Below are 21,896 nucleotides of genomic sequence, written 5' to 3'. Positions count from 1 at the left end.
GGTGCGGAGCGGAGTGGGGAAGGGAGCGGTCATGCGCGGTCCGGTCGTGCTCGAGGTGGCGCAGTGGCAGGGGTCGGGTGCCCCTACGGCCCGCCGGTTGCCCAGCGGGGCTGCCTGGCTCGCCGAGCTGATACCCGCAGGTCGGCGGCGCACGGTGACGCTCGACGACAACGCCGGGAACGCGCGGGGCGGCGTACGGAACGCCGATGTGCTGGAGCGCCATCTGCCGGCGGTGCGCGCGGCACTGGCCGAGGTTCCGCCGGGCGAGCGGACCGTGACCGTCGGCGGCGACTGCGCGGTCGACCTCGCACCGGTCGAGGCCGCGCTCTCCGCGTTCGGGGACCGGCTGGCGCTGGTGTGGTTCGACGCGCACGGAGACCTGAACACTCCGGACTCGTCACCTTCCGGGGCCTTCCACGGCATGGTGCTGCGCGCACTCATCGGCGACGGGCCGGAGGGCCTGCGGCCGGCGCGGAGCCTGTCGGCCGACCGCGTGGTCCTGGCGGGTGCGCGGTCACTGGACCCGGGCGAACAGGACCTCGTCGAGCGCCGCGGCATACGGCACCTCGGCGTCGAGGACCTGACGGAACCAGGGCCGCTCCTGGCCGCCGTGCGCGCCACCGGCGCCGAGGCGGTGTACCTCCACATCGACCTCGACGTCCTCGACCCGCAGGTGTTCCCGGCCGTCGGCACGCCCGAGCCGCGCGGACTCGGCGTGGAGGAGCTGCTCGGAGCGGTGCGGGCGCTGACGGAGGAGTTCACGCTCGCCGGCCTCGCGCTCACCGAGTACGAGCGGACGGAAGCCGCCGGCGAGCGGGAGAAGGAGGAGGCGGTACTGCGGCGGATCGTCGAGGGACTGTTCGGGGCCGGCCGAGGCTGAGCAGCGCCTCGGCGCCGGCGTCGGACAAGGGCCTCGAACGCGACTCAGGGAGTCCAGCCACGTGGGGCCGAACTCCCTGGTCAGAGTGCGGAGGCGGAGGGATTTGAACCCTCGATGGGCTTTAAGGCCCAAACCGCATTAGCAGTGCGGCGCCATAGACCGGACTAGGCGACGCCTCCAGGCACATCCTCCCGCGCGAGCGCGAGTCGGTGCGTGCCGATGATGACACAGTCGAGCGTGCTGTCACCAATCGACCCCCACGGTACTAGGCCGGAAGGTCGCAGGGCAAAGGCCTTGTCCGGCCGGTACCGCCGGCACCAGGGAGTGCGCGAGGGTGTGGGGTCGCGGGGTGTGCGGTGCAGTCGTGCGGCGCCTCGGACCGGCGCGCAACGTACCGGGCCGCGCCGCGTTAGTCAGGCCATGTTGCATGCCATTCGCCGGGCTGCCCCCGGAAACGCGTCCCGGAGTCCCCTCACCTCCCGGACCTCTCCGATCTCTCCGACCTCCCGAACCTCCTGGACCACCGCTCGTCCCGGTCTGCGGCGTCTCGTCGTCGGTGCCGCCGCGTCCGTCGCCGCCTTCGGGTCGCTGACCGCGGTGTCCCCGGCCTCGTACGCCCAGGCCGCCCCGTCCCCGGCCGGGCTCGCGGGAGGCCAGGGCCCGGACCGGGACCACCTCACCGTCACCGTGCGGAACGCGGGCGGTGACCTCGACGGGACGTACGAGCTGTACTGCGAACCCGACGGCGGCAGCCACCCCGACCCGCGCGGAGCCTGTGCCGCCCTGAAGCGGGACACGCGGTGGGGCAGGGACGTCTTCGCACCCGCCCCGGCAGGCGGCTTCTGCACCATGCAGTACGGCGGGCCGGCCACCGCGCATGTCACCGGCACCTGGTCCGGACGGCCCGTCGACGCCAGGTACGACCGGCGTGACGGCTGCGCGATCGCCCGCTGGGACCGGCTCGTGCCGCTGCTGCCGGACATGCGGTCCGGCAAGCGCCTCTGAGGGAAGCCCGTGGCGGTTTCACCCCGTGTCGCCGCTCGTGCCCCTATCCGGCCACCTCACGGCCCCATTCGGCCACCCGGGCAAAAAGGTACAGAAACACTGCCCTCGTAAAGGTCCCGCGAAGGTCCCGCGACGTCGTTGCAGGAGGGCGGGCGTTTGACGGTTACTCGGTCGTCAGTTCGGGGTCACTTCCTCGTGCGACCTCGCACTCATCCGGCGTCGCGAGCGCAACCGCAGCCCTTAGACTCCCTCGCGTGACACGCCGCGGGACGGTTGGCAAGATGGCCCGAGCGGTCGGCAAGGTGCGGTAACAGGGAGGAAGCGTCTCGTGAGCAGCAGGCCATCCCGAGGCGCTGCTCGCCTCGCAGCCATACTGGACGCCCTCCCCGACGCGTTGGTGCTGGTCAATGCCAACGGGACGGTCGTCAACGCGAACACCATCGCCCTGGAGGCCTTCGAGACGCCGGGGACCGCTCTGGTGGGGCGCGGGCTGCTCGATCTGCTGCCGCAGTTCGACTCCAAGCTCATCCCGGGGTCCATGCGGCGGCCGGAGCACCTCGATCCGCATGCCCGGACCAAGCCGACCCGGATGATCGCGCGCAGGACGGACGGGACCGAGTTCCCCGTCGAGGTCACCAGTGCGAATCTGGAGAACGGGCAGCAGGCCTACGACGGTTACGGCTACACCGGCGACGAGTTGCTCATGCTCGTCGTGCGCGACCTGTCCGGGACCGTGGACACCGAGGCCGAGCTCGCCCGGTCGCAGCGGCAGACCGAGATGATTCTGCGGGCCGCGGCCGAGGGCGTCGTCGGGACCGACACCGACGGGCGCATCGTGCTCGTCAATCCGGCCGCCGCTCAGATACTGGGTTTCCGGGCCAGCGATCTCGGCGGCCGCCCACTGCACGATCTCGTGCTGCACTCGCGGGCCGACGGATCGCCCTTCCCGTACGAGGAGTCGCCGCTCGCCGACACCCTGCGCTCCGGGCGCAAGCACCGGGTGCGCGGGCAGGTGCTGTACGCCAAGGACGGCGGCAAGGTGCCGGTCGATCTGACGACCGCGCCCGTGCGGGACGGCGATCAGCTCGTCGGCGCCGTCATGACCTTCACCGACCGGCGGCCGTACGACGCCGTCGTCGAGGAGAAGGAGGCGGCGGAGAAGCGCCACGCGGAAGAGCTGGAGCGGATCGCCGAGGAGCACGCCTCCGAGCTGACCGCGCTGCGCCAGCAGCACGTCACCGAGCTGGAGGAGCTGCGCGAGCGGCACGCCGAGGAACTCGGCGCGAACGAGGACCGGTACGCCGCCCTCGGGGAGCGCGAGAAGGACCGGTACGAGGCGCTCGCCGCGCGGCACGAGCAGTTGCTGACCCTGCTCGGGCGGTCGCTGCGCGGGCCGCTGGAGGAGCTGCGGCGCGAGCTGGCCGCGCTGGCCGCGGACGACGCCGGGCAGCTGTGGCCCGAGGCCAACCAGGTGCTGCACCACCTGTCCGCCGGCTATTCGCGTATCACGACGCTCATCGACAACGTCCTCGGCTACCAGCGGCTCGACGCGGGCAGCGAGGGCATCTCCCGTACGAAGGTGATGCTGGACGCCGTCGTCGCCGCCGGTGTCGACGGGGCCGTCGAGCTCATCGGGCCCGGGCGGGTGCAGTTCGCCGTGCACGCGCCGCCCATCGAGGCCGAGGTCGATCCCCGGCTGCTCGCCACCGCCCTCGCCCACCTGGTCGCGGACGTGGCGGGGGTCGACGCGACCGGCAACACGCCCGTGTCGGCGGGCGGTTACATGGACAACACCGTCGTGGTGGCGGCGGCGCAGCGCGGTGAGGTCGTACGCATCGAGGTGCGCGGGCCGTACGCCGGCGGCGACACCGTGCACGAGCCCATCGTCCGCGGGATCGTCCGGGCTCACGGCGGCGTGCTCCAGACGCATGAGGTGCCGGGGATGAGCGGTAACGCGTACGTCCTCGAAGTGCCGATCGGGGGCGGGGCCGGGGCCGTCGCCGCGGATGCCGCCGCCGAGGCGGTCGACGAGGCACTGCTGCCCGCTGCCGACGGTGAGCAGACCTCCGGTGGGCAGACCTCCGGTGGGGGGCGGCGCCGGGCGCGGCGGGCCACCACCGATGCCTTCCTGGACGGTGACGTTCCGGCTGACGGCGACGGGGCCGGTGGGTCCGGTGGGCCCGCTGCCGAGGGGGCCGCGCCCACCGGGCGGCGCCGGAGGCGGGCCGCCGGGGAACCGGCTGCCCTTCCCGCGCAGGCGTCCGGTGAGGGCGCGGCCGTGTCGGGCGGCACCGGGCGTCGGCGGCGGGCGGCCGAGGACGCCGCCGCGGCTGCGGCCCTGCCCGTCGGGGGTGCCGTCCAGGGCGTCGCCGAAGGGGCCGTCGTCACGGCCGCCGAGCATGCGGCGGGGACCGCCGCCTCGGGTACGGGGCTGGGCGGGACCGTTCCGCCGCAGGGCGTGCCCGCGCCGTCCGGCCGGCGGGCCCGCCGTGAACCCGGCGAGCAGCACGCGCTGCCGCCCGCCCTGCCCGCGTCGTCCGGTGAGGCCGCCGCGGGGTCCGCCGATGCGGCCCAGGGCCAGGGTCAGGGACAAGGTCAGGTTTCGCAGCCGACCGGGCGTCGGCGGCGGGCGCTGGCTGCCGCCGCCGAGCGGGCGGCTGCGCAGGAGGCGGCGGGGCCGCGTCCGGTGTTCGCCCTGCCGCCGGCCGAGGCGGACCAGGCCCGGGCCGCCCAGGGGCAGCAGGTCGCGCCGAGTGGTGTGCCCGGCCACGAGCAGGTGCCCGGGCCTGGGCAGCTGCCCGGCCAAGGGCACGGAGCCGTGGCGGTTCCCGGTTCGGCCGGCTCCGGTGGCGGGGTGGCCGAGGAGGGCCGGCACGACGCCGTTCCGCACGACCAGAGCGCCGATCACACCCCGCCCCAGCCGCATCCCACGAGTGCGCCGACCGGGCGTCGGCGGCGGGCCGCGGGCGCGCAGCCGACGGACGGGGCCGGAGTGCAGGCGCCGGGCACGGCGGGCGCGGTGGCCGGTTCGCCCGTGCCGGGGGCGGCTGGACAGCAGGTCCCTGCGCAGGGCGGTGCCGGCCAGCCGGGTCTCGCCCCGGCAGGCTCCGTGCCCGGTTCCGAGCAGGGGATTCCCGCACAGCAGGACGTCACCGGTCAGTTTCCGGCGGGCCGGGCCGGACCGGCCGTAGGCCAGGCAGCGCCCGGTACGGCCGTACCGCCGCAGGGCGTGTCCGTGCCCGCCCCGGGTGGTCTCGGGCACAGCGTGCAGGCGGCGGCCCTCCCGGGTCAGGTGCTTCAGCCCGCGTCCCCGCACCAGCCCTACGGCGCACAGCCGTTGCCGCAGCAGGGCGTCGCCACGCCGGAGCAGCAGTCCTCCGCCGGTCAACCGCTCCCCGCCGAGGCCGCCCCCGGACAGGGCACCCCTGCCCAGGGCACCACCGCCCCCGGAGCCCCGGTCCCGGTCCAAGCCACCACCGCCCCCCGGCCACAGCCCTGGCCCGCCGCCGACGACAGCTCGGGGGCCGGTGTCGCCGTACCCCCGAACGGCGCGGCACAGGCCGTTCCTCCGAACGGCGCGGCACAGCCCGTAGCCCCCGACGGAACCGCCCACCCCGTGCCCCCGAACGGCACCCCCGCGGCCCCGGCCCAGGCTCCGCAGACCCACACCCCGGCCCCCGGCACCCCGCTGCCACCGGAGGGCGCGGCGCAGGCGCAACGGGCGGCTCAGCCGTTGCCCGCGGAGGCGGCCTCACCCGTCGACCCGAATTCCACGCAGGGGCGGGCGATCAGCGTGCGGACGCTGGGTCAGGGCGTGCCGTTCAACCGGCAGGCGGCTCAGGTGCAGCAGCCGTCGGGCATGCCCGCCGCGCATCCCTCGGCCGGTTCCGTACCGCAGGCGCCGGGCGCGCCCGCGCCCCAGTCGTCGGCGACGCCGCCCCCGCACCAGTCGGGCGGATCGGGCCGGCGCCGCAAGCTCGGCACGCCGCCCGACCCGGCCACGCGGACGGAACAGGCCGGCCGGACCGAACAGGCCCCCCGCCAGGAACCGGCGCCCCGCCCGGAGCAGGCCGCGCGCCCGCATCCGGCGGCCGAGCCGACTCCCGCGCACGGCACCGCGCACGGCACCGCCCCGGCCCCCGCGCCCGTCCCGGCGCAGCCGTCCCTGGCCGGTCAGTCGCGGCTCGCGCAGATGACCGAGGGCGGCGGGCGCTCGTACGCCATAGGCGCGCCGGACGAGAACGCCGCCGAGGGGCCGGAGCCGCTGGACGGGCCCGGCGGTGCCGTCGAGGTGGCCGATCCACCGCTGCCGCAGCCGATGGACGACGAGCTGCCGCCGGAGCCGCTGGACAACCCGCGGCGGCTGCTGGTGTGGCCGGCGCCGGACGTCAGCACCCAGCAGGCGCTGAGCGACCGCGGCTACCGGCCCGTGATCGTGAACTCGCGGGAGGAGGTCGACGCGCAGATCGCGGCCTTCCCCGCGGCGCTGTTCGTCGACCCGCTGACCGGGCCGATCACGCGTACGGCGTTGCAGTCGCTGCGGCAGGCCGCCGTCGCCGCCGAGGTGCCCGTCCTGGTCACGGCCGGACTCGGGCAGGCCTCGCGGGACGCGGCGTACGGTGCCGATCCCGCCGTCCTGCTGAAGGCGCTGGCACCGCGCGACAGTGAGCAGCACCCGCCGCGCGTACTGCTGATCGAGGAGCACGCGGAGATCGCGCTCGCGCTGACGGCGACGCTGGAGCGGCGTGGGATGCAGGTCGCGCGGGCGGCGAGTGACGCGGACGCGGTGACGCTGGCGGGACAGTTCCGGCCGAACCTGGTCGTGATGGACCTGATGCAGGTGCACCGGCGGCAGGCCGGCATCGTGGACTGGCTGCGCGCGAACGGGCAGCTCAACCGCACCCCGCTCGTCGTCTACACGGCCGCCGTCGACCAGGCCGACCTGCCGCGGCTGGCCTCGGGCGAGACGGTGCTGTTCCTCGCGGAGCGGTCCACCAGTGGCGAGGTGCAGACCCGGATCGTCGAACTGCTGACCCGGATCGGCACCAACTAGGACCAACTAGACGAACCAGCGGGCCTTATCGGGCGGTGAGGCGCCGCGCCGCCTCCTTGACCGACGTGCGCAGGCGGTCCCGGTCGGGGTCCTCGCCCCCGACCAGGATGCGCCGCATCTGCGGCACGACCACGGTCCAGTTGGCCAGGGCAGTCAGCAGGAACAGCAGGTCGGCCGCCGGGATGGCGTCGGTGACGACCCCTCGGTCCTGACCGTCCTGGAGGGCGGCGACCTTGCGGGCGTAGTGCTCCTGACGGTCGGACTCGTGGGGCAGTTCGTCGCTGCCGTACTCCAGGCCCTCCCAGAAGAGCAGGCGCAGCAGCTCCGGGTGGGCGGCGTGGTAGTCCATCAGGCGGTCGACCCAGCCCTCGATGTCGTCCGGGTCGACGGGGACGGCCTCGGCGAGGTGGAGCATCTTCTTCTCGAGGACGATCGCGAACAGCTCCGCCTTGTTGCCGAAGTAGGCGTAGATCAACTGCTTGTTGGCCTTCGCCTCGGCGGCGATGCGGTCGATGCGGGCACCGGCGATGCCGTGCCGGGCGAACTCGGCGACCGCCGCCTCGAAGATCCGGGCCTTGGTGGCCTCGGGGTCCCTTGCTGCCATGGGAGAGAGGGTAGCGCGCAACGGTAACCAACTGTTTGGTTGACAGGGAATCGCAGAGCGGCCCACACTGTTGCCCCATTGTCCAACCAACCAGTTAGTTGTTAGAGCCGACTCCGAGGAGTCCTCCTTCCATGCCGTCAGCGTCCACGAGCACGACCACGTCCCCCCGGGCCGGTACGGCCCCCGTGCGGCAGGCGCGTACGCCCGCCCCCGGTCTCTTCCTCACCCTGATCGCCGTGTGCAGCGCGGTCACCGCCGCCAACATCTACCTCGCCGCCCCGCTGCTCTCGCTCATGGCCCGCGACTTCGGCTCGGCACCCTCGGCCGTCGCCTGGATCGCCTCGGTCGCACAGCTCGGCTACGCGGTCGGCCTGCTGTTCTTCGCCCCGCTCGGCGACAGCGTGAACCGGCGCCGGCTGGTCGGCGGGCTCACGCTCGTCACCACCGCCGCGCTGGCCGCCAGTGCGGCCGCCCCGGGGATCACCGCCCTCGCGGTCGCCGTGTTCGTCGCCTCGGCCGCGACCGTCATCCCGCAGCTGCTCGTCCCGCTGGTCGCCGAACGCGCCCCGGCCGAGCGGCGTGGCCGCCATGTCGCGGCCGTCATCGCGGGCCTGTTCGCCGGCATCGTGGCGGCCCGGGTGCTGGGCGGACTGGCCGGGCAGGCCTTCGGCTGGCGGTGGGTGTTCGCGGGCTCGGCCGTACTCACCCTCGTGCTGGGGCTCGCGACCGCCCTCGTCCTGCCGTCGCAGCGGCGGCGGGAAGGCCCGCTGTTCGCCGGGCTCGCCGCGCTGCCCTCGGTGCTGCGCCACTCGCCCGACCTGTGGCGCGCCTGCCTGCGCCAGGCCGGGATGTTCGGGGCGTGGAGCGCGCTGTGGACCTCGCTCGCCCTGCTGCTGACCGGGCCGGAGTACGGGCTGTCCACCGCGACGGCCGGGCTCTTCGGGCTCTTCGGGCTGACTGCGAGTGCGGTGGCACCGCTGGCCGGCGGGCTCGTGGACCGGTTCGGGGCGGCGCGAGTCGTGCGGTCCGCGTATCTGCTCGCCGCCGTGTCCGTGCCGCTGTTCTGGCTGGGCGGGCACACGCTGGGCGCGCTCTTCGCCGCCGCGGTGCTGATCCACGCGGCGCTGGTGGCGTCGCACGTCGCCAACCAGACCCTCGCCCTGACCGCCACGTCCACCCCGGCCACCGCCAACACCGCCTATGTGGTCGCCGGTTTCGCGGGCGGCGCGGGCGCCTCGGCCCTCGCCGGGTTCGCCTTCAGCCACTTCGGCTGGGGCGGGGTGTGCGGGGTGGCGGCGGTTTGGCTGGTGCTGGGGTGGGGGCTGACCGCCGTACGACGGTGACGGCGGTCAGGCCCGGGCGGGCGCGGGGTCAGAGCCGGGTGACGTCCAGCTCCCCCTCCGCGTACCGCCTGCGCAGCACCTTCTTGTCGAACTTGCCGACGCTCGTCTTCGGAACCGCCTCGATGACCGTCCAGCGCTCCGGGAGCTGCCACTTGGCGATGCTGCCCTCCTCGGCGAGGAAGGCGCGCAGGGTTTCGAAGGTGGCGGTGGCGCCCTCCTTGAGGACGACCGTGGCCAGGGGGCGCTCGCCCCACTTCTCGTCGGGGACGGCGACGACGGCCGCCTCGGCGACGTCCGGGTGGGACATCAGCGCGTTCTCCAGCTCCACCGACGAGATCCACTCGCCGCCGGACTTGATGACGTCCTTGGCCCGGTCGGTCAGGGTGAGGTAGCCGTCGGGGGAGATCGTCCCCACGTCGCCCGTCTTGAGCCAGCCGTCCTCGCTGAACTTGTCGGCGGGGCGCAGGGGGTCGGCGCCCGGGCCGTTGTAGTAGGCGCCGGCGATCCACGGGCCGCGCACCTCCAGCTCACCGGCCGACTCGCCGTCCCAGGGGAGGCGCTCGCCGCCCGGGCCGGTCAGCCGGGCCTCGACGCCGGCCGGGAAACGACCCTGGGTGAGGCGGTAGGCGAACTCCTCCTCCGTGCCGACCACACCGGCCGGGGGACGGGCGATCGTGCCGAGCGGGGACGTCTCCGTCATGCCCCAGGCGTGGCAGACCCGCATGCCCAGCTTGTCGAAGGCCTCCATGAGGGACGGCGGGCAGGCCGAGCCGCCGATGGTGACCTGGGTGAGGGAGGAGACCTCGCGGGGGTGCGCGGTCAGCTCGGCGAGCAGGCCCTGCCAGATGGTCGGGACGGCCGCCGCGTGGGTCGGCTTCTCGCTCTCGATCATCGCGGCGAGCGGGGCCGGCTGGAGGAAGCGGTCCGGCATCAGCAGGTTCACGCCGGTCATGAAGGTCGCGTGCGGCAGCCCCCACGCATTCACGTGGAATTGAGGCACGACGACCAGGGAGGTGTCCTGGTCGGTGAGGCCCATCGACTGGGCCATGTTGACCTGCATGGAGTGCAGATAGATGGAGCGGTGGCTGTAGACCACGCCCTTGGGGTCGCCGGTGGTGCCGGAGGTGTAGCACATGGCGGCGGCCTGGCGTTCGTCCAGCTGCGGCCAGTCGTACGAGGCGGGCTTCCCGGCGATCAGGTCGTCGTAGTCGTGGACCCGCGCGGTCGCGTCCGCGAGCAGGGAGCGGTCCCCGGGGCCGGAGACGACCACGTGCTCGACCGTCTTCAGGTGCGGGAGCAGCGGGGCGAGCAGGGGGAGCAGCGAACCGTTGGCGATGATCACGCGGTCGGCGGCGTGGTTGACGATCCAGGCCAGCTGCTCGGGCGGGAGCCGGAGGTTCAGGGTGTGGAGGACCGCGCCCATGGAGGGGATCGCGAAGTAGGCCTCCACATGCTCCGCGTTGTTCCACATCAGGGTGGCGACCCGGTCGTCGGCGGCGACGCCGAGGTCCTCGCGCAGGGCGTGTGCGAGCTGGGCCGCGCGGGCGCCGATCTCGGCGAAGGAGCGGCGGTGCGGCTCGTCGTCACCGGTCCAGGTGGTCACCTGTGATGTCCCGTGGATCGTCGACCCGTGGGTCAGGATCCTCGAGATCAGCAGCGGTACGTCCTGCATGGTGCTCAGCACGGCGTCCTCCCGGGGCGACATTGCCTGCGCGGTGGTAAGGGCTGCGCTGATTCTGCTCACATACCGCGCGGTATGTCACTAGGACCGGGTGATCGATCACGTCACGGCTGCCGACGGAACCGCTCAGCGGCGACCGACACGTCCGCTCACTGACGCACAAGCCCCAGCTCAGCGTCCTCGCGTAGCTTGCCGAGCGCACGGGAGACGGCCGACTTCACCGTGCCCACCGAGACACCGAGCACCTGGGCCGTCTGGGCCTCGCTCAGGTCCTCGTAGTACCTGAGGACCACCATCGCCCGCTGCCGGGCCGGCAGCCGCATGATCGCCCGCCACATCGCGTCGCGCAGCGCCTGCTGCTCGGCGGGGTCGTCGCCACCGGGCACCGGCTCCGGCTCGGGCAGCTCGTCGCAGGCGAACTCGTCGACCTTGCGCTTGCGCCACTGCGACGTCCGCGTGTTCAGCAGCGCTCGGCGCACATAGCCGTCGAGGGCGCGGTGGTCCTCGATACGCTCCCAGGCGACGTACGTCTTGGTGAGCGCGGTCTGCAACAGGTCCTCAGCGTCACTCGGGTTGCCGGTGAGCGAGCGGGCGGTACGCAGCAGCACCGGCTGTCGGGCCCTGACGTACGACGAGAACGACGGGTACGGAAGGGTCTGCGCCGCCGGTGCAGCGGCCTTCGACGCGCTGGTGCAGACGAGTGTGGTCATGACTCAACGCTATGAGCGGGGCCGCCGTCAGCGGATCGGCCGCAGGTCCCGAAGCGGGGTCCCCCTCAGGTTGTAGGGGTAGGGCCCGCTGCACCTCCTGTAGGTGGAGCGGAGGACCCGGGGTACTGCGGGTTCACCCCTGAGGGTCGGCGGTCAGTACGAGTCCCGACGTGGGCACGCCCGTCCCCGCGGTCACCAGGACCCGCTCGGCACCGGGTATCTGGTTCACCGCCGTCCCCCTGATCTGCCGGACGGCCTCCGCCACCCCGTTCATCCCGTGCAGGTACGCCTCTCCCAGCTGGCCGCCGTGGGTGTTGAGCGGCAGGCGCTCCTCGGCCACGAAGTCCGGCGCCTCGCCGGGGCCGCAGAAGCCGAACTCCTCCAGCTGCATCAGCACGAACGGCGTGAAGTGGTCGTAGAGGATCCCCGCGTCGAGGTCGGCCGGCGCGAGTCCCGAGGTCCGCCACAGCTGCCGGGCCACCACCGCCGTCTCGGGCAGACCGGTCAAGTCGTCGCGGTAGAAGCTGGTCATCTGCTCCTGCGCGCGCCCCGCGCCCTGGGCGGCCGCCGCGATCACGGCGGGCGGGTGCGGCAGATCGCGGGCCCGCTCCAGGGACGTGACGACGAGCGCCTGCCCGCCGTCCGTCTCCTGGCAGCAGTCCAGCAGCCGCAGCGGCTCGACGATCCAGCGGGACGCGGCATGGTCGGCCAGGGTGATGGGCCGGCCGTGGAAGTACGCCGCCGGGTTGGTCGCCGCGTGCCTGCGGCCGACGACGGCCACGTGCCCGAAGGCCTCCGGGGTCAGGCCGTGGGTGTGGAGGTAGCGCTGGGCCGCCATCGCCGCCCACGAGGCCGGGGTGAGCAGGCCGAACGGCAGCGCCCAGCCGAGCGCCGCGCCCTCCGCCGACGGCTCCCGGTGCCGCACCCCGGAGCCGAAGCGGCGGCCCGAGCGCTCGTTGAACGCCCGGTAGCAGACGACCACGTCCGCCACGCCCGCGGTGATCGCCAGGGCCGCCTGCTGGACGGTGGCGCAGGCCGCGCCGCCGCCGTAGTGGATCCGGGAGAAGAATGAGAGCTCGCCGATGCCGGCCGCCTGGGCGACGGTGATCTCGGGGCTGGTGTCCATGGTGAACGTGACCATCCCGTCCACGTCGGCCGGGGTGAGGCCCGCGTCGTCCAGGGCCGCCCGCACCGCCTCGACGGCCAGCCGCAGTTCGCTGCGGCCCGAGTCCTTGGAGAACTCGGTGGCCCCGATGCCGGTGATGGCGGCGCGCCCTCCGAGACCGTCCCGTCCTCTCAGGCTCATGCCGGAACCCTCACCGTCACCGTCACCGTGCCCGTGACGTGCTTGCCGATGCCGTTCGCGCCGACGACCCGGACCGTCACCATGTCCCCGTCGACCTCCTCGACCGTGCCCGTCAGCACCATCGTGTCGCCGGGGTGGTTGGGAGCGCCGAGCCGGATCGCCACCCGGCGCAGCTCGGCCCGGGGGCCGAAGTGGTCGGTGACGTACCGCCCGACCAGGCCGTTGGTCGTCAGGATGTTCATGAAGATGTCGGGGGAGCCCTTCTGCCGGGCCAGCTCCGGGTCGTGGTGCACGTCCTGGTAGTCCCGGGAGGCGATCGCCCCGGCGACGATCAGGGTGCGGGTGACGGGGATCTCCAGGGGCGGGAGGCGGTCGCCGGCGTTCACGGTGTCACCCCTTGGAAGACCGGCAGCACCAGCTCGTCGTCGTACCGCCGGAACTCCAGCCGCACCGGCATGCCGACCCGCACCTTGTCGTACGGCACCCCGACCACGTTGCTGATGATCCGCACGCCTTCGGCGAGCTCGATCAGCCCGACCGCGTAAGGAGGCTCGAAGGCCGGGAAGGACGGGTGGTGCATGACGACGTACGAGTAGACCGAGCCCTCGCCGCTCGCCTCGACCGTCTCCCAGTCCGGGGAGCCGCAGCCGTTGCACCCCGGCAGCCAGGGGAAACGCAGGGTTCCGCAGCCGGTGCAGCGCTGGATCAGCAGCTCGTGGCGCGCCACGCCCTCCCAGAAGCCGGCGTTGTCGCGGTTGACGACCGGGCGGGGGCGGCGCCCCTCCGGCTCCTTCCGCGTCTCCGGCTCCTCCGGCTCCTTCCGCTTCCTCGGCCGGCGTGCGGGGGCGTACTTGAGGATGCGGAAGCGGTGCGTGCCGGCGAGTTCGCCGCCCACCCTGACGTCCGTGCGGGTGGTGACGAAGTAGCCGGTCCCGAGCTTCGTGGTCTTGCGGCCGGACACCGACTCGATCACCGAGTCGAAGGTGATCTCGTCCCCGGGGCGCAGCGGGCGGAGGTACTCCTGCTCGCAGTCGGTGGCGACGACCGCGTCGTGACCCGTCGCGTCGAGCAGGCCGAGCAGCTCGTCGTAGGCCGCCGTGCGTTCGGGACGGCGGGAGAGGCCGGCCATGGTCCACGCCTGGAGCATCGTGGGGGGAGCGATGGCGTCCGGGCCCGTGTACGCCGGGTTGGTGTCGCCCATGGCCTCGCACCAGTGCCTGATCATCGGCTCGTTGACGGGGTCCCGGCCGGTCCCGGTGGCGGCGGCCGGGCGGCCCTCGTAGGCCTTCAGGCGCGCCTCGAACCCCTCGTGCTCCTCGTGGATCTCCGGGTCACCACTCACAGTTTCTGACTGTCCGTCAGATACATGACACCGTCAAGACCCCGCAGCCGCGAAAACGCCTGTGCGGCGGTACCGGAGTACCGCCGCACAGGCGCATGTCACCCTCACGAACGAAGCACACCACACAGGACGCGGGCCGGTGGTCGGTACACCGGCCCGCTCAGCTCACCACAGGGGGGCGAAGGTGACGGCGGTGTTGGCGTTGCCCTGGTTGACGGCCGTGGGCTCCGAGCCGTTGACCTGGGCGGTGTTGCTCTGGTTCGTGGCACCCTCGCCGAGGGCCTGCTGCTGGGTGGTGGCCACGGTGCCGAAGTTGTCGCCGCCGACGCCGCTGCCGAGGTTGCCCTGCTCGGCCTCCGTGACGGACGCGATCGATCCGTTGTCCGCGAAGGAGCCGTTGTCCGCCGCCGCGACACCGGCGAAGAGAGCGGCCGCGAGCGGCAGTGCGGAGACGGCGGCGATGACGCGGCCGGAACGGGTACGTGCCATGTTGTTGTCCCTCCAGGACTTCAGAAGTACTGCTGTCACCAGGGAAGTCGGCCGACCACCCGGCGCGGTGTGCGACGTCGCGAGTCCAGAGTTGCCCACCGAATCCCCGGCGAACCACCCCGGAAGCCACCATTCGCACGCAAGCGTGAGGACAAGTCGATAAACCCCTTTGCGTCACTTCCGTCCCGGACGGGAGCGAAAGGGGGCGTTCGAACCCAGGTGCCGCAAGGGCCGAAGCATTCCCGCGGTTTTCCCGTCCGGCTCTGCCCCCCGGCGCGTCACGCCCGCTCCCTCTTTCCTTTTTCGAACGTACGTACGAAACTAGGAGCATGGCCACCACCGACCGGCAGGCCACGACGCTGGCCCTCGCACACGCCCTGTCAGCCGCCGAACGCGGACTGGCCGTCCTCCCCCTGTCCCGCACCAAGCTCCCGGCACTGCGTTCCCCGCACCGTGACGACCACGAGCCCTCCCCCTGCCACGGCGAGTGCGGCCGGCTCGGCCACGGGGTCTACGACGCCTCCAGCGACCCGGCCCGCATCCGCGAACTGTTCGCCGCGGCGCCCTGGGCGACCGGCTACGGCATCGCCTGCGGCCTGCCCCCGCACCATCTGATCGGCATCGACCTGGACGTGAAGACCGGCACGGACTCCTCGGCCGCCCTGCGCGAGCTGGCGCTGCGGCATCTGTTCACCATCCCGCCGACGGTGGTCGTCGTGACCCCGTCCGGCGGCCGCCACCTCTGGCTGAGCGGCCCGCCCGACGTCGTCGTCCCGAACTCGGCGGGCCGCCTCGCGCCCGGCATCGACATCCGGGGCGCCGGCGGCTACCTCGTCGGCCCCGGCTCCCGCACCGGCCAGGGCGTGTACGCCGCGGCCCCGGGGACCGCGCACCTGGCCCCCGCGCCCTGCCCGCGCTCCCTCCTGCGCCTGCTCCTGCCGCCGCCCCGCACCCACCACCCCGCGCCCCCGACGACCGGCGGACACGGCCAGGGCCTGGTCCAGTTCGTCCTCGCCGCGCACGAGGGCCAGCGCAACACCCGGCTGTTCTGGGCGGCCTGCCGGGCCTACGAGGACGGCATCGGCCCCGCGCTCGTGGATCCCCTGGTCGAGGCGGCGCTCACCACCGGCCTGTCCGAACGGGAGGCCCGGGCGACGATCGCCTCGGCGGCACGGCTGACGGGGCACCGGCCATGAGCCGGGCCCCGTCCATGAACACCGAAAGACCCCCATGCAGCAGCACGTCAGAACGCCGGCCCTGGCGCTCGCCCGCCTCGTCCTGGCCTCCGGCCGCTCGGTGGATCTCGCCGAGCTGCGGTTCACGTCGACGTACGGCGACCTGCTGGAGGGCTACCCCTGCAAGCCGGTGAACGACCTGCGGATCCGCGGCCTGCTGCGCGCCGCCGAGCGGGCCCGCCCCGGCACGCCGGTCCACCTGCTCCCGCCCCGGCGCGAATACCCCGACCAGTACGCGGGCGGCCTCGGACCCGTCGAGGTCCTGCCCGCCGTGGCCTGCGTCGGCACGTTCCACTCCACGGCCCTCGACCCCGCCCACGACCCGGTCGCGTACCGCTCCCGGCTCACCGTCCTCTGGTTCCAGGCCACGCCCCGCCTGCCGTCGGGCTGCGACGCTGAGCCGGGGCTGCGGGACCTCGACTGGACGGGACTGGCGCGGGACGCCCGGGCTCTTGCGTAGGGTCGTCCGATGAGCGCTTCACGGACGGAACTGCTGCGCTGGCAGCACGAGTTGACCTGGTCGTTGTTCGAGTACCACCTGGAGAGGCTGGAGCCGGAGGACTTCCTCTGGGAACCGGCGCCGCTCTGCTGGACGATGCGCAGGGGCCCCGACGGCACCTGGGTACCGGACTGGGCGGAGACCGAGCCCGACCCCGTGCCCGTCCCCACCATCGCCTGGGTGAGCTGGCACATCGGCTGGTGGTGGAGCGTGACCCTCGACCACGCCCGGGGCCGCCCGCCCCGCGACCGCACGGACGTCGTGTGGCCCGGCGAGGGCACACCGGCCGTCGACTGGCTGCGCGGGCTGCGCACGGAATGGCTGGCCGTCCTGGACGACCTCACCGACGCCGACCTGGACGCCCCGGCGCCGTTCCCCTCGCAGGACGATCCCGGGTACACCGTCGCGCACATGGCGGCCTGGGTGAACGCGGAACTGATGAAGAACGTGACGGAGATCGGCCACCTGCGACTGCTGCGGGCGGCGCGGCCGGGCGGCGCGTGACATCGTGGTCGCATGAGCATCGACGTTCGGCCGGCCACGGTCTTCGAGGACGTTCGTGCCGTGCTGGGGCCCAAGTCGCCCGGTGCGAACGTCTGCTGGTGCCTGAGCTACCGGATCCCCTCCAAGCTCAACAACGAGCTGCGCGGACCGGCCCGCGGCGAGTACGTCGCCGAGCTGTGCCACCAGGATCCCCCGCCCGGCGTGCTCGCCTACGACGGCGGCGAACCGGTCGGCTGGGCCGCCGTCGCCCCGCGCGCGGACACCTCGTTCGCCCGCAACCGCAAGATCCCGCACGTCGACGACCTGCCCGTCTGGTCGCTGTGGTGCGTCCGGGTGCGCCCCGGTCACCGGAAGCAGGGCATCTCGCACGCCCTCATCGCCGGAGCGGTCGAGTTCGCCCGCGCCCACGGCGCACCGGCGATCGAGGCGTACCCCCTCGACAACGGCGACGCCAAGGTCGACCTGACGATGGCGTACGCAGGCCTCCGGAAGAACTTCGAACGCGCCGGCTTCACCTGCGCGGCAGCCACCACCTCGGTGCTGGCCGGCCACCCCCGGGTCCTGATGCGGCTCGACCTGCGGGGGCACGCGCACACATAAATGCTCGACCGCTGGCGACGGGGGATGCACCAGCGGTCGAGCTATGGCCAAGGGTAACAAGCGCTTGCCCATCGGAACCGACTGTTCGTCAGCAAAGCCCGTGGTGTGACTCGGATCACTCAACTGCGGTGATTGCGGGGCCCGTTGGGCGGCCCGGTCCGGTCAGGGCTCGCACGGCGGGTCGTAGGACAGCCGGGGGAGGTACTCGCCCCAGGTCTCCGGCGTCAGAACGCCCCGGGTCATCGTGCAGACGCGGCGTGCGGCGTCGTCGACGTCCAGGTTCCACAGCCGGATGGTGTCGGTGCCGCTCGACACCCCGATCATGTGGCTGTGCGGTCGGAACGACAGGAAGGTGCCGCCGCTCTTGGTGTTGGGGCTCATCGACTGGCCGATCGCGGTGGCCCTGGCGGGGTCGGAGACGTTCCAGAGCCGGACCGTGCTGTCGTTGCCGCCGCTGGCCAGGGTGCGGCCGCTCCGGCTGAACGTCAGGGACACGACGGCCTCGGTGTGGCCCGTGAGGCTCGTCCGCTCCGAGGCCTTCGAGGGGTCCTGCATGTCCCAGAGCCGGACCGAGTTGTCGTCGCCGCCGCTGGCCAGTGTCTGCCCGTCGGGGCTGTAGGCGAGGACGTTGACGGCGCCGAGATGGCCCTTGAGCGGCGCACCCCGCAGGACGGCACGTCCGGGGTCCGTCACGTTCCACAGCCGGATGGTGCCGTCGGCGCTGCCGCTGGCGAGCGTGTGGCCGTCCGGGCTGAAGACGAGGGAGTTGACGTACCCCTTGTGACCGGTGAGGGGCGCGCCGAGCGGGCGGGGACGGGACGGGTCGCCGATGTCCCACAGCTGGACGGTGCGGTCGTCGTCGGCCGTCGCCAGCAGGCGACCGTCCGGGCTGAACGCCAGCGGGTCGGCGAACCGGATGCGCAGGGGGACGGGCGATCCGTGGGGGACGGGCCGGTCCGGATCGCCGAGGTTCCACAGCTGCAAGGTCCGGTTCCCCGCCACCACCGCGAGGGTGCGGCCGTCCGCGGAGAACTCCAGGGAGCGCACGCCGCCCTCGGGCCGGAACGGTTCGCCCATCGGCACGGGCCTGCCGGGCTTGCGTACGTCCCACAGCCGGACCCGTCCGTCGAGCGCCGCCGTCGCGAGCACCCGCCCGTCCGGCCGGAACACTCCGGTCCGCCCGATCATGTCCGCCGTCGGCAGCGCCCACAGACGGACCTTGTTGTCACCCGACCCCGTGGCCAGGGTGCGCCCGTCCGGGCTGAAGCCGAGCGCGTACATCTCGCCGCTGCTGCCCGCCAGGGGCGCGCCGACCTGTGACGGGTACTCCGGGTCACCGACCTTCCACAGACTCGCCGTGCTGTCCGCGCTGGCGGCGGCGAGCATGCTTCCGTCGGGGCTGAAGGCCACGGACCACACCGCGCCCGTGTGGCCGGTGAGCGGCGCTCCGATCGCTGCCGGGTGACGCCGGTCGGCCACGGTCCACAGCCGGACGGTGTTGTCCGAGCTGCCGCTGGCGAGCGTACGGCCGTCGGGGCTGAAGGCCACGGAGTGCACCGTGGCGGTGTGGCCGGTCAGCGGCTCGCCGAGCCGCTTCGGGTGCCCGGGGTCGGTCACGTCCCACAGCCGGATCGTGCCGTCGTCACCACCGGCCGCCAGCGTCCGGCCGTCCGGGCTGAACGCCACCGAGCGCACGGCGGCCTTGTGCCCGGTCAGGGGCTTGCCCAGCGCCCGCGGCCGGCGTGGATCGGCCACGTCCCACAGCCGTACGGTGTGATCGTCGCCGACGGAGGCCAGAGTGCGCCCGTCCGGGCTGAAGGCGACCAGGTAGATCGTGCCGTCGTGGCCGGTCAGGGGCTTGCCGAGCCGCTTCGGGTGCCCGGGGTCGGTCACGTCCCACAGCCGGATCGTGCCGTCGTCGGAGGCGCTGGCGAGGGTACGGCCGTCCGGGCTGAAGACCGCGCTGCTCACCCAGCTGGTGTGGCCGGTGAGCGGCTTGCCCAGGGGCTTCGGGCGCTTCGGGTCGGTCACGTCCCACAGCCGTACGGTCCGGTCGTAGCTGGCGGTCGCCAGTGTCCGTCCGTCGGGGCTGAACGTCGTGAGGTAGACGGCGCCGGCGTGGCCGGCCAGCGGCGTGGACAGCGGGGCGTTCACGATGGAGATCAGGCGGCTGTTCGCGCCCTTGTCGTCCGGCCGCAGCCGGTGTGCCACCAGGTCGAGCTGCGCGGACAGCGAGGGATCCGTGTACTGGACGCGATCAGCCTGGGCGAGCACCTGTTCGAACACGGCCTCGTCGCGCTGCTTCCAGGCGACGACGGCCGCCCCGACGGCCAGCACCGCCAGCACGACCAGGGCCGCCACCGCGCCCCGGCTGATCCAGATGGTGCGCCGACGCAACCTGACCGAGGCGGCCAGGAACTCCACCGCGCTCCGGGTCAGGAACGTGTCCCCGGCGGATTTCGCCCACCCGTGGGCCTGTTCCAGACGGGAGCCCCGGTAGAGGAGCGAGGTGTCGCGGTCCGACTCCTCCCAGGCCCGGCCGTCCTCCTCCAGGCGCTGGCGCAGCAGGTTGCCCTGCCGGTCGTCGTCGATCCAGTCGCGCAGCCGCGGCCAGGCGTGCAGCAGCGCCTCGTGGGTGATCTCCACGGTCTCCGCGTCGAGCGTCACCAGCCGGGCGCGGACCAGCGCCTCCAGGGACTCCTCGGTCTTGCCGGGGTCGGTCGACTCCTCCGCCAGTTGGCGCCGGGTGCCCCGCCTGCGCGTGGCCTGGGTGTCCTCGCCCAGCCGGACCAGCCGGAGCAGGAGCAGCCGGGCCGCCGTGCGCGCCGCCGGGTCGAGACCGGACCAGGCCCGCTCGGCGGTCGCCGCGACCGCGCCCTGGATGCCGCCGGCCGCGCGGTACCCGGCGAGCGTCAGCCGGCCCGCCTTTCTGCGCTGCCAGGTGGCGAGCAGGGCGTGCGAGAGGAGCGGCAGCACTCCCGCGTCGTGCGCCCCGCGCGGGCCGTCGGCGCTCACCTCCCGGACGATCAGCTCCGCCAGGCCCGGCTCCAGTTCCAGGCCGACGGCCTTGGCCGGGCCCGTCACCGCCTCGCGCAGCTCCGCGGTGGTCAGGGGTCCGAGCACCATGTGCCGGTGCTGGAGCGCGTCGGCCAGTTCGGGATACCTGAGGCACCGTTCGTAGAAGTCGGCCCGTATGCCCAGCACCACGACCGCCGGGGCCGGGTCGCCGTCGCCGGCCGGAGAACAGACGGCGTGCAGGACCTCGACGAAGGCACGCCGCTCCGCCTCGTCGGGGCAGAGGGTGAACGTCTCCTCGAACTGGTCCACGATGACGACCGGCCGCGCACCGGACGGCGCCGCGCGCCGCGCCCAGGCGGCGACGGCGGCGCGGACGTCAGGGGCCCTGGGGACGCGTGGGCCCACGGTGGTGGGGACGACGGGATCCTCCGCACCGGATGCGTCGGCCCCGCCCCCGGCCGAGACGACCGGTCCCAGCTCGGGGATGCACCGGGTCAGCTCCGCCAGGGGATGACCGCCGGGCACGAGCTGTACGACCTCCGCTGCCTGGCGGCCCCGACCGATGCCGACACCGCTGGTACGGCTGTTGTCGCTGTCGCCGTTGGTACGGCTGTTGTCTTCGGTACCGCTGTAGTGGCTGTTGTCACCCCGGGCGCCGCGATCAGGGCGCTCATCCAGCGCGCCGTTCCGCAGGGCGGGCACCAGCCCGGCGTTCAGCAGTGAGGACTTGCCCGCCCCCGACGCCCCCACGAGCATGACCAGCCCGCCCGTCTCCGCCACGGCCCGGAGCTGGGCGACGAGCGCGTCCGTGCTCCGCTCCCGGCCGAAGAACCACCGGGCGTCCTCCCTGCGGTACGAGGCCAGCCCCCGGTACGGGCACACCCCGCCGGGCGGCACGGGCGGGGCCTCGGCGTCCGGCCGCCCCGGCTCGGCGGAGTCCGGGCCGCGCTCACCGACCGGGTCGGCCACCGCCGCCTCCCACAACCGCTGCCACTGGCCGAGGTCGTACAGGCCCGGCGACACCGGCGTGGGCCGCGCGCGCCGCGCCTCGGGTATCAGCACGTGCAGCACCGTCGCGAGGGCGGTGAACTGAGCGGGTACGTTCCGTGCCCGGCGCCAGTCGCTGATGCGCTGCGCGGACACCCGGACGGGACGCCCGCGTTCGTCGACGCGCTGGAGCCGGACGACCGCTTCGGACACTCGTTTGAGTGGCGGGTTCCCGGCTTCCTTGTACAGCAGCGCGAGGCGCTCCGCGAAGGCGGTGCGTGCCCCGGGGTCGGAACCCAAGGTCTCCACTCCTCAACTCCCCGCGCCTGGACGTCCGGACCGGAAAACTCACTCTATATGCCTGACCTGCGGTAATACCGCCCACCCGGAACCGGAGACTCCTCGTCGGCGGCCGGAACTGGCAGGATCCGGACGCAGCAGCGCACTCATCCGGCCAACTCCCAGCGGAGTCAGACCACGGTGACCCCACCGTTCGGCACCGGTCCCCACGAGGGGAGGGACCGGTGCCGGACGACGTGGTGATCCTCCCCACCGGACCGCGCTCTCCAACCCTGGATAACTGACGATCCGTCAGCTATGGTCTGCCTGCCGTTGCCGAGGCCGGCCTGCCGTACCGCTT

At 73.5% G+C, this 21,896-nt stretch carries 16 protein-coding genes and 1 tRNA gene; 8 read left to right on the top strand and 9 right to left on the bottom strand.

What is annotated here, in order from left to right; translation table 11 throughout:
- The first annotated feature begins 31 nt into the window (after positions 1-31).
- The gene (locus tag SCNRRL3882_RS21100; RefSeq protein WP_010032960.1) at positions 32-880 is read left to right on the top strand and encodes an arginase family protein; all 849 of its coding nucleotides are present in this window, start codon (positions 32-34) and stop codon (positions 878-880) included.
- Positions 881-968: 88 nt separating this feature from the next.
- On the opposite strand, the gene SCNRRL3882_RS21095 is transcribed toward SCNRRL3882_RS21100, so the two are convergent.
- Positions 969-1,059 (bottom strand) — tRNA-Ser (locus tag SCNRRL3882_RS21095).
- Positions 1,060-1,300: 241 nt separating this feature from the next.
- On the opposite strand from SCNRRL3882_RS21095, the gene SCNRRL3882_RS21090 reads away from it, so the two are divergent.
- A complete protein-coding gene (locus SCNRRL3882_RS21090) occupies positions 1,301-1,885 on the top strand; it encodes an SSI family serine proteinase inhibitor (protein ID WP_078602712.1) in 585 nt (194 codons plus the stop codon).
- Between the two features lie 397 nt (positions 1,886-2,282).
- On the top strand, positions 2,283-6,938 hold the full coding sequence (locus SCNRRL3882_RS21085) for a PAS domain-containing protein (RefSeq protein WP_010032956.1): 4,656 nt from the start codon (positions 2,283-2,285) through the stop codon (positions 6,936-6,938).
- 25 nt (positions 6,939-6,963) lie between these two features.
- On the opposite strand, the gene SCNRRL3882_RS21080 is transcribed toward SCNRRL3882_RS21085, so the two are convergent.
- A complete protein-coding gene (locus SCNRRL3882_RS21080; protein WP_010032954.1) occupies positions 6,964-7,542 on the bottom strand; it encodes a TetR family transcriptional regulator in 579 nt (192 codons plus the stop codon).
- Positions 7,543-7,673: 131 nt separating this feature from the next.
- Here SCNRRL3882_RS21080 and SCNRRL3882_RS21075 point away from each other — a divergent pair, with 131 nt between their 5' ends.
- Positions 7,674-8,885: an MFS transporter gene (locus tag SCNRRL3882_RS21075; protein ID WP_010032953.1), complete on the top strand. Its 1,212-nt coding sequence runs from the start codon at positions 7,674-7,676 to the stop codon at positions 8,883-8,885.
- 28 nt (positions 8,886-8,913) lie between these two features.
- Here the strand turns inward: SCNRRL3882_RS21075 and SCNRRL3882_RS21070 are convergent, their stop codons facing one another.
- The 6 genes from SCNRRL3882_RS21070 to SCNRRL3882_RS21045 form a co-directional block, all read right to left on the bottom strand.
- A complete protein-coding gene (locus tag SCNRRL3882_RS21070; protein WP_029180696.1) occupies positions 8,914-10,590 on the bottom strand; it encodes a long-chain fatty acid--CoA ligase in 1,677 nt (558 codons plus the stop codon).
- Between the two features lie 125 nt (positions 10,591-10,715).
- The gene (locus tag SCNRRL3882_RS21065; RefSeq protein WP_010032950.1) at positions 10,716-11,276 is read right to left on the bottom strand and encodes a SigE family RNA polymerase sigma factor; all 561 of its coding nucleotides are present in this window, start codon (positions 11,274-11,276) and stop codon (positions 10,716-10,718) included.
- A gap of 133 nt (positions 11,277-11,409) precedes the next feature.
- Complete coding sequence (locus SCNRRL3882_RS21060; RefSeq protein ID WP_010032949.1) at positions 11,410-12,582, bottom strand: lipid-transfer protein; 1,173 nt, start codon at positions 12,580-12,582, stop codon at positions 11,410-11,412.
- Positions 12,579-12,968 (bottom strand): MaoC family dehydratase, encoded by a 390-nt coding sequence (locus tag SCNRRL3882_RS21055; protein WP_010032948.1) that lies wholly within the window; start codon positions 12,966-12,968, stop codon positions 12,579-12,581. Before SCNRRL3882_RS21055 ends, SCNRRL3882_RS21060 begins: the two co-directional genes overlap by 4 nt.
- Positions 12,965-13,924, bottom strand: a complete 960-nt coding sequence (locus SCNRRL3882_RS21050) for a bifunctional MaoC family dehydratase N-terminal/OB-fold nucleic acid binding domain-containing protein (protein ID WP_010032946.1) — start codon at positions 13,922-13,924, stop codon at positions 12,965-12,967. Before SCNRRL3882_RS21050 ends, SCNRRL3882_RS21055 begins: the two co-directional genes overlap by 4 nt.
- 165 nt (positions 13,925-14,089) lie before the next feature.
- Positions 14,090-14,413: a hypothetical protein gene (locus SCNRRL3882_RS21045; protein ID WP_010032942.1), complete on the bottom strand. Its 324-nt coding sequence runs from the start codon at positions 14,411-14,413 to the stop codon at positions 14,090-14,092.
- Positions 14,414-14,742: 329 nt separating this feature from the next.
- Here SCNRRL3882_RS21045 and SCNRRL3882_RS21040 point away from each other — a divergent pair, with 329 nt between their 5' ends.
- From SCNRRL3882_RS21040 to SCNRRL3882_RS21025, 4 genes are read left to right on the top strand one after another with little or no spacing between them, the layout of a single operon-like run.
- Complete coding sequence (locus SCNRRL3882_RS21040; protein ID WP_010032941.1) at positions 14,743-15,609, top strand: bifunctional DNA primase/polymerase; 867 nt, start codon at positions 14,743-14,745, stop codon at positions 15,607-15,609.
- A 34-nt stretch (positions 15,610-15,643) separates the two neighbouring features.
- On the top strand, positions 15,644-16,108 hold the full coding sequence (locus SCNRRL3882_RS21035) for a hypothetical protein (RefSeq protein WP_010032940.1): 465 nt from the start codon (positions 15,644-15,646) through the stop codon (positions 16,106-16,108).
- A gap of 9 nt (positions 16,109-16,117) precedes the next feature.
- Positions 16,118-16,651, top strand: a complete 534-nt coding sequence (locus SCNRRL3882_RS21030; protein ID WP_010032939.1) for a DinB family protein — start codon at positions 16,118-16,120, stop codon at positions 16,649-16,651.
- Between the two features lie 12 nt (positions 16,652-16,663).
- Entirely contained in the window at positions 16,664-17,251 is a 588-nt protein-coding gene (locus SCNRRL3882_RS21025) for a GNAT family N-acetyltransferase (RefSeq protein ID WP_010032938.1), read from the top strand.
- Positions 17,252-17,413: 162 nt separating this feature from the next.
- Here SCNRRL3882_RS21025 and SCNRRL3882_RS21020 read toward each other — a convergent pair whose 3' ends face one another.
- Positions 17,414-21,565, bottom strand: coding sequence for a hypothetical protein (locus tag SCNRRL3882_RS21020; protein ID WP_010032935.1), 4,152 nt, complete (start codon positions 21,563-21,565; stop codon positions 17,414-17,416).
- Positions 21,566-21,896: the final 331 nt, after the last annotated feature.

It is taken from the genome of Streptomyces chartreusis NRRL 3882, assembly GCF_900236475.1.
Lineage (GTDB): Bacteria > Actinomycetota > Actinomycetes > Streptomycetales > Streptomycetaceae > Streptomyces > Streptomyces chartreusis_D.
This window is presented reverse-complemented; position numbering and strand designations above follow the sequence as displayed.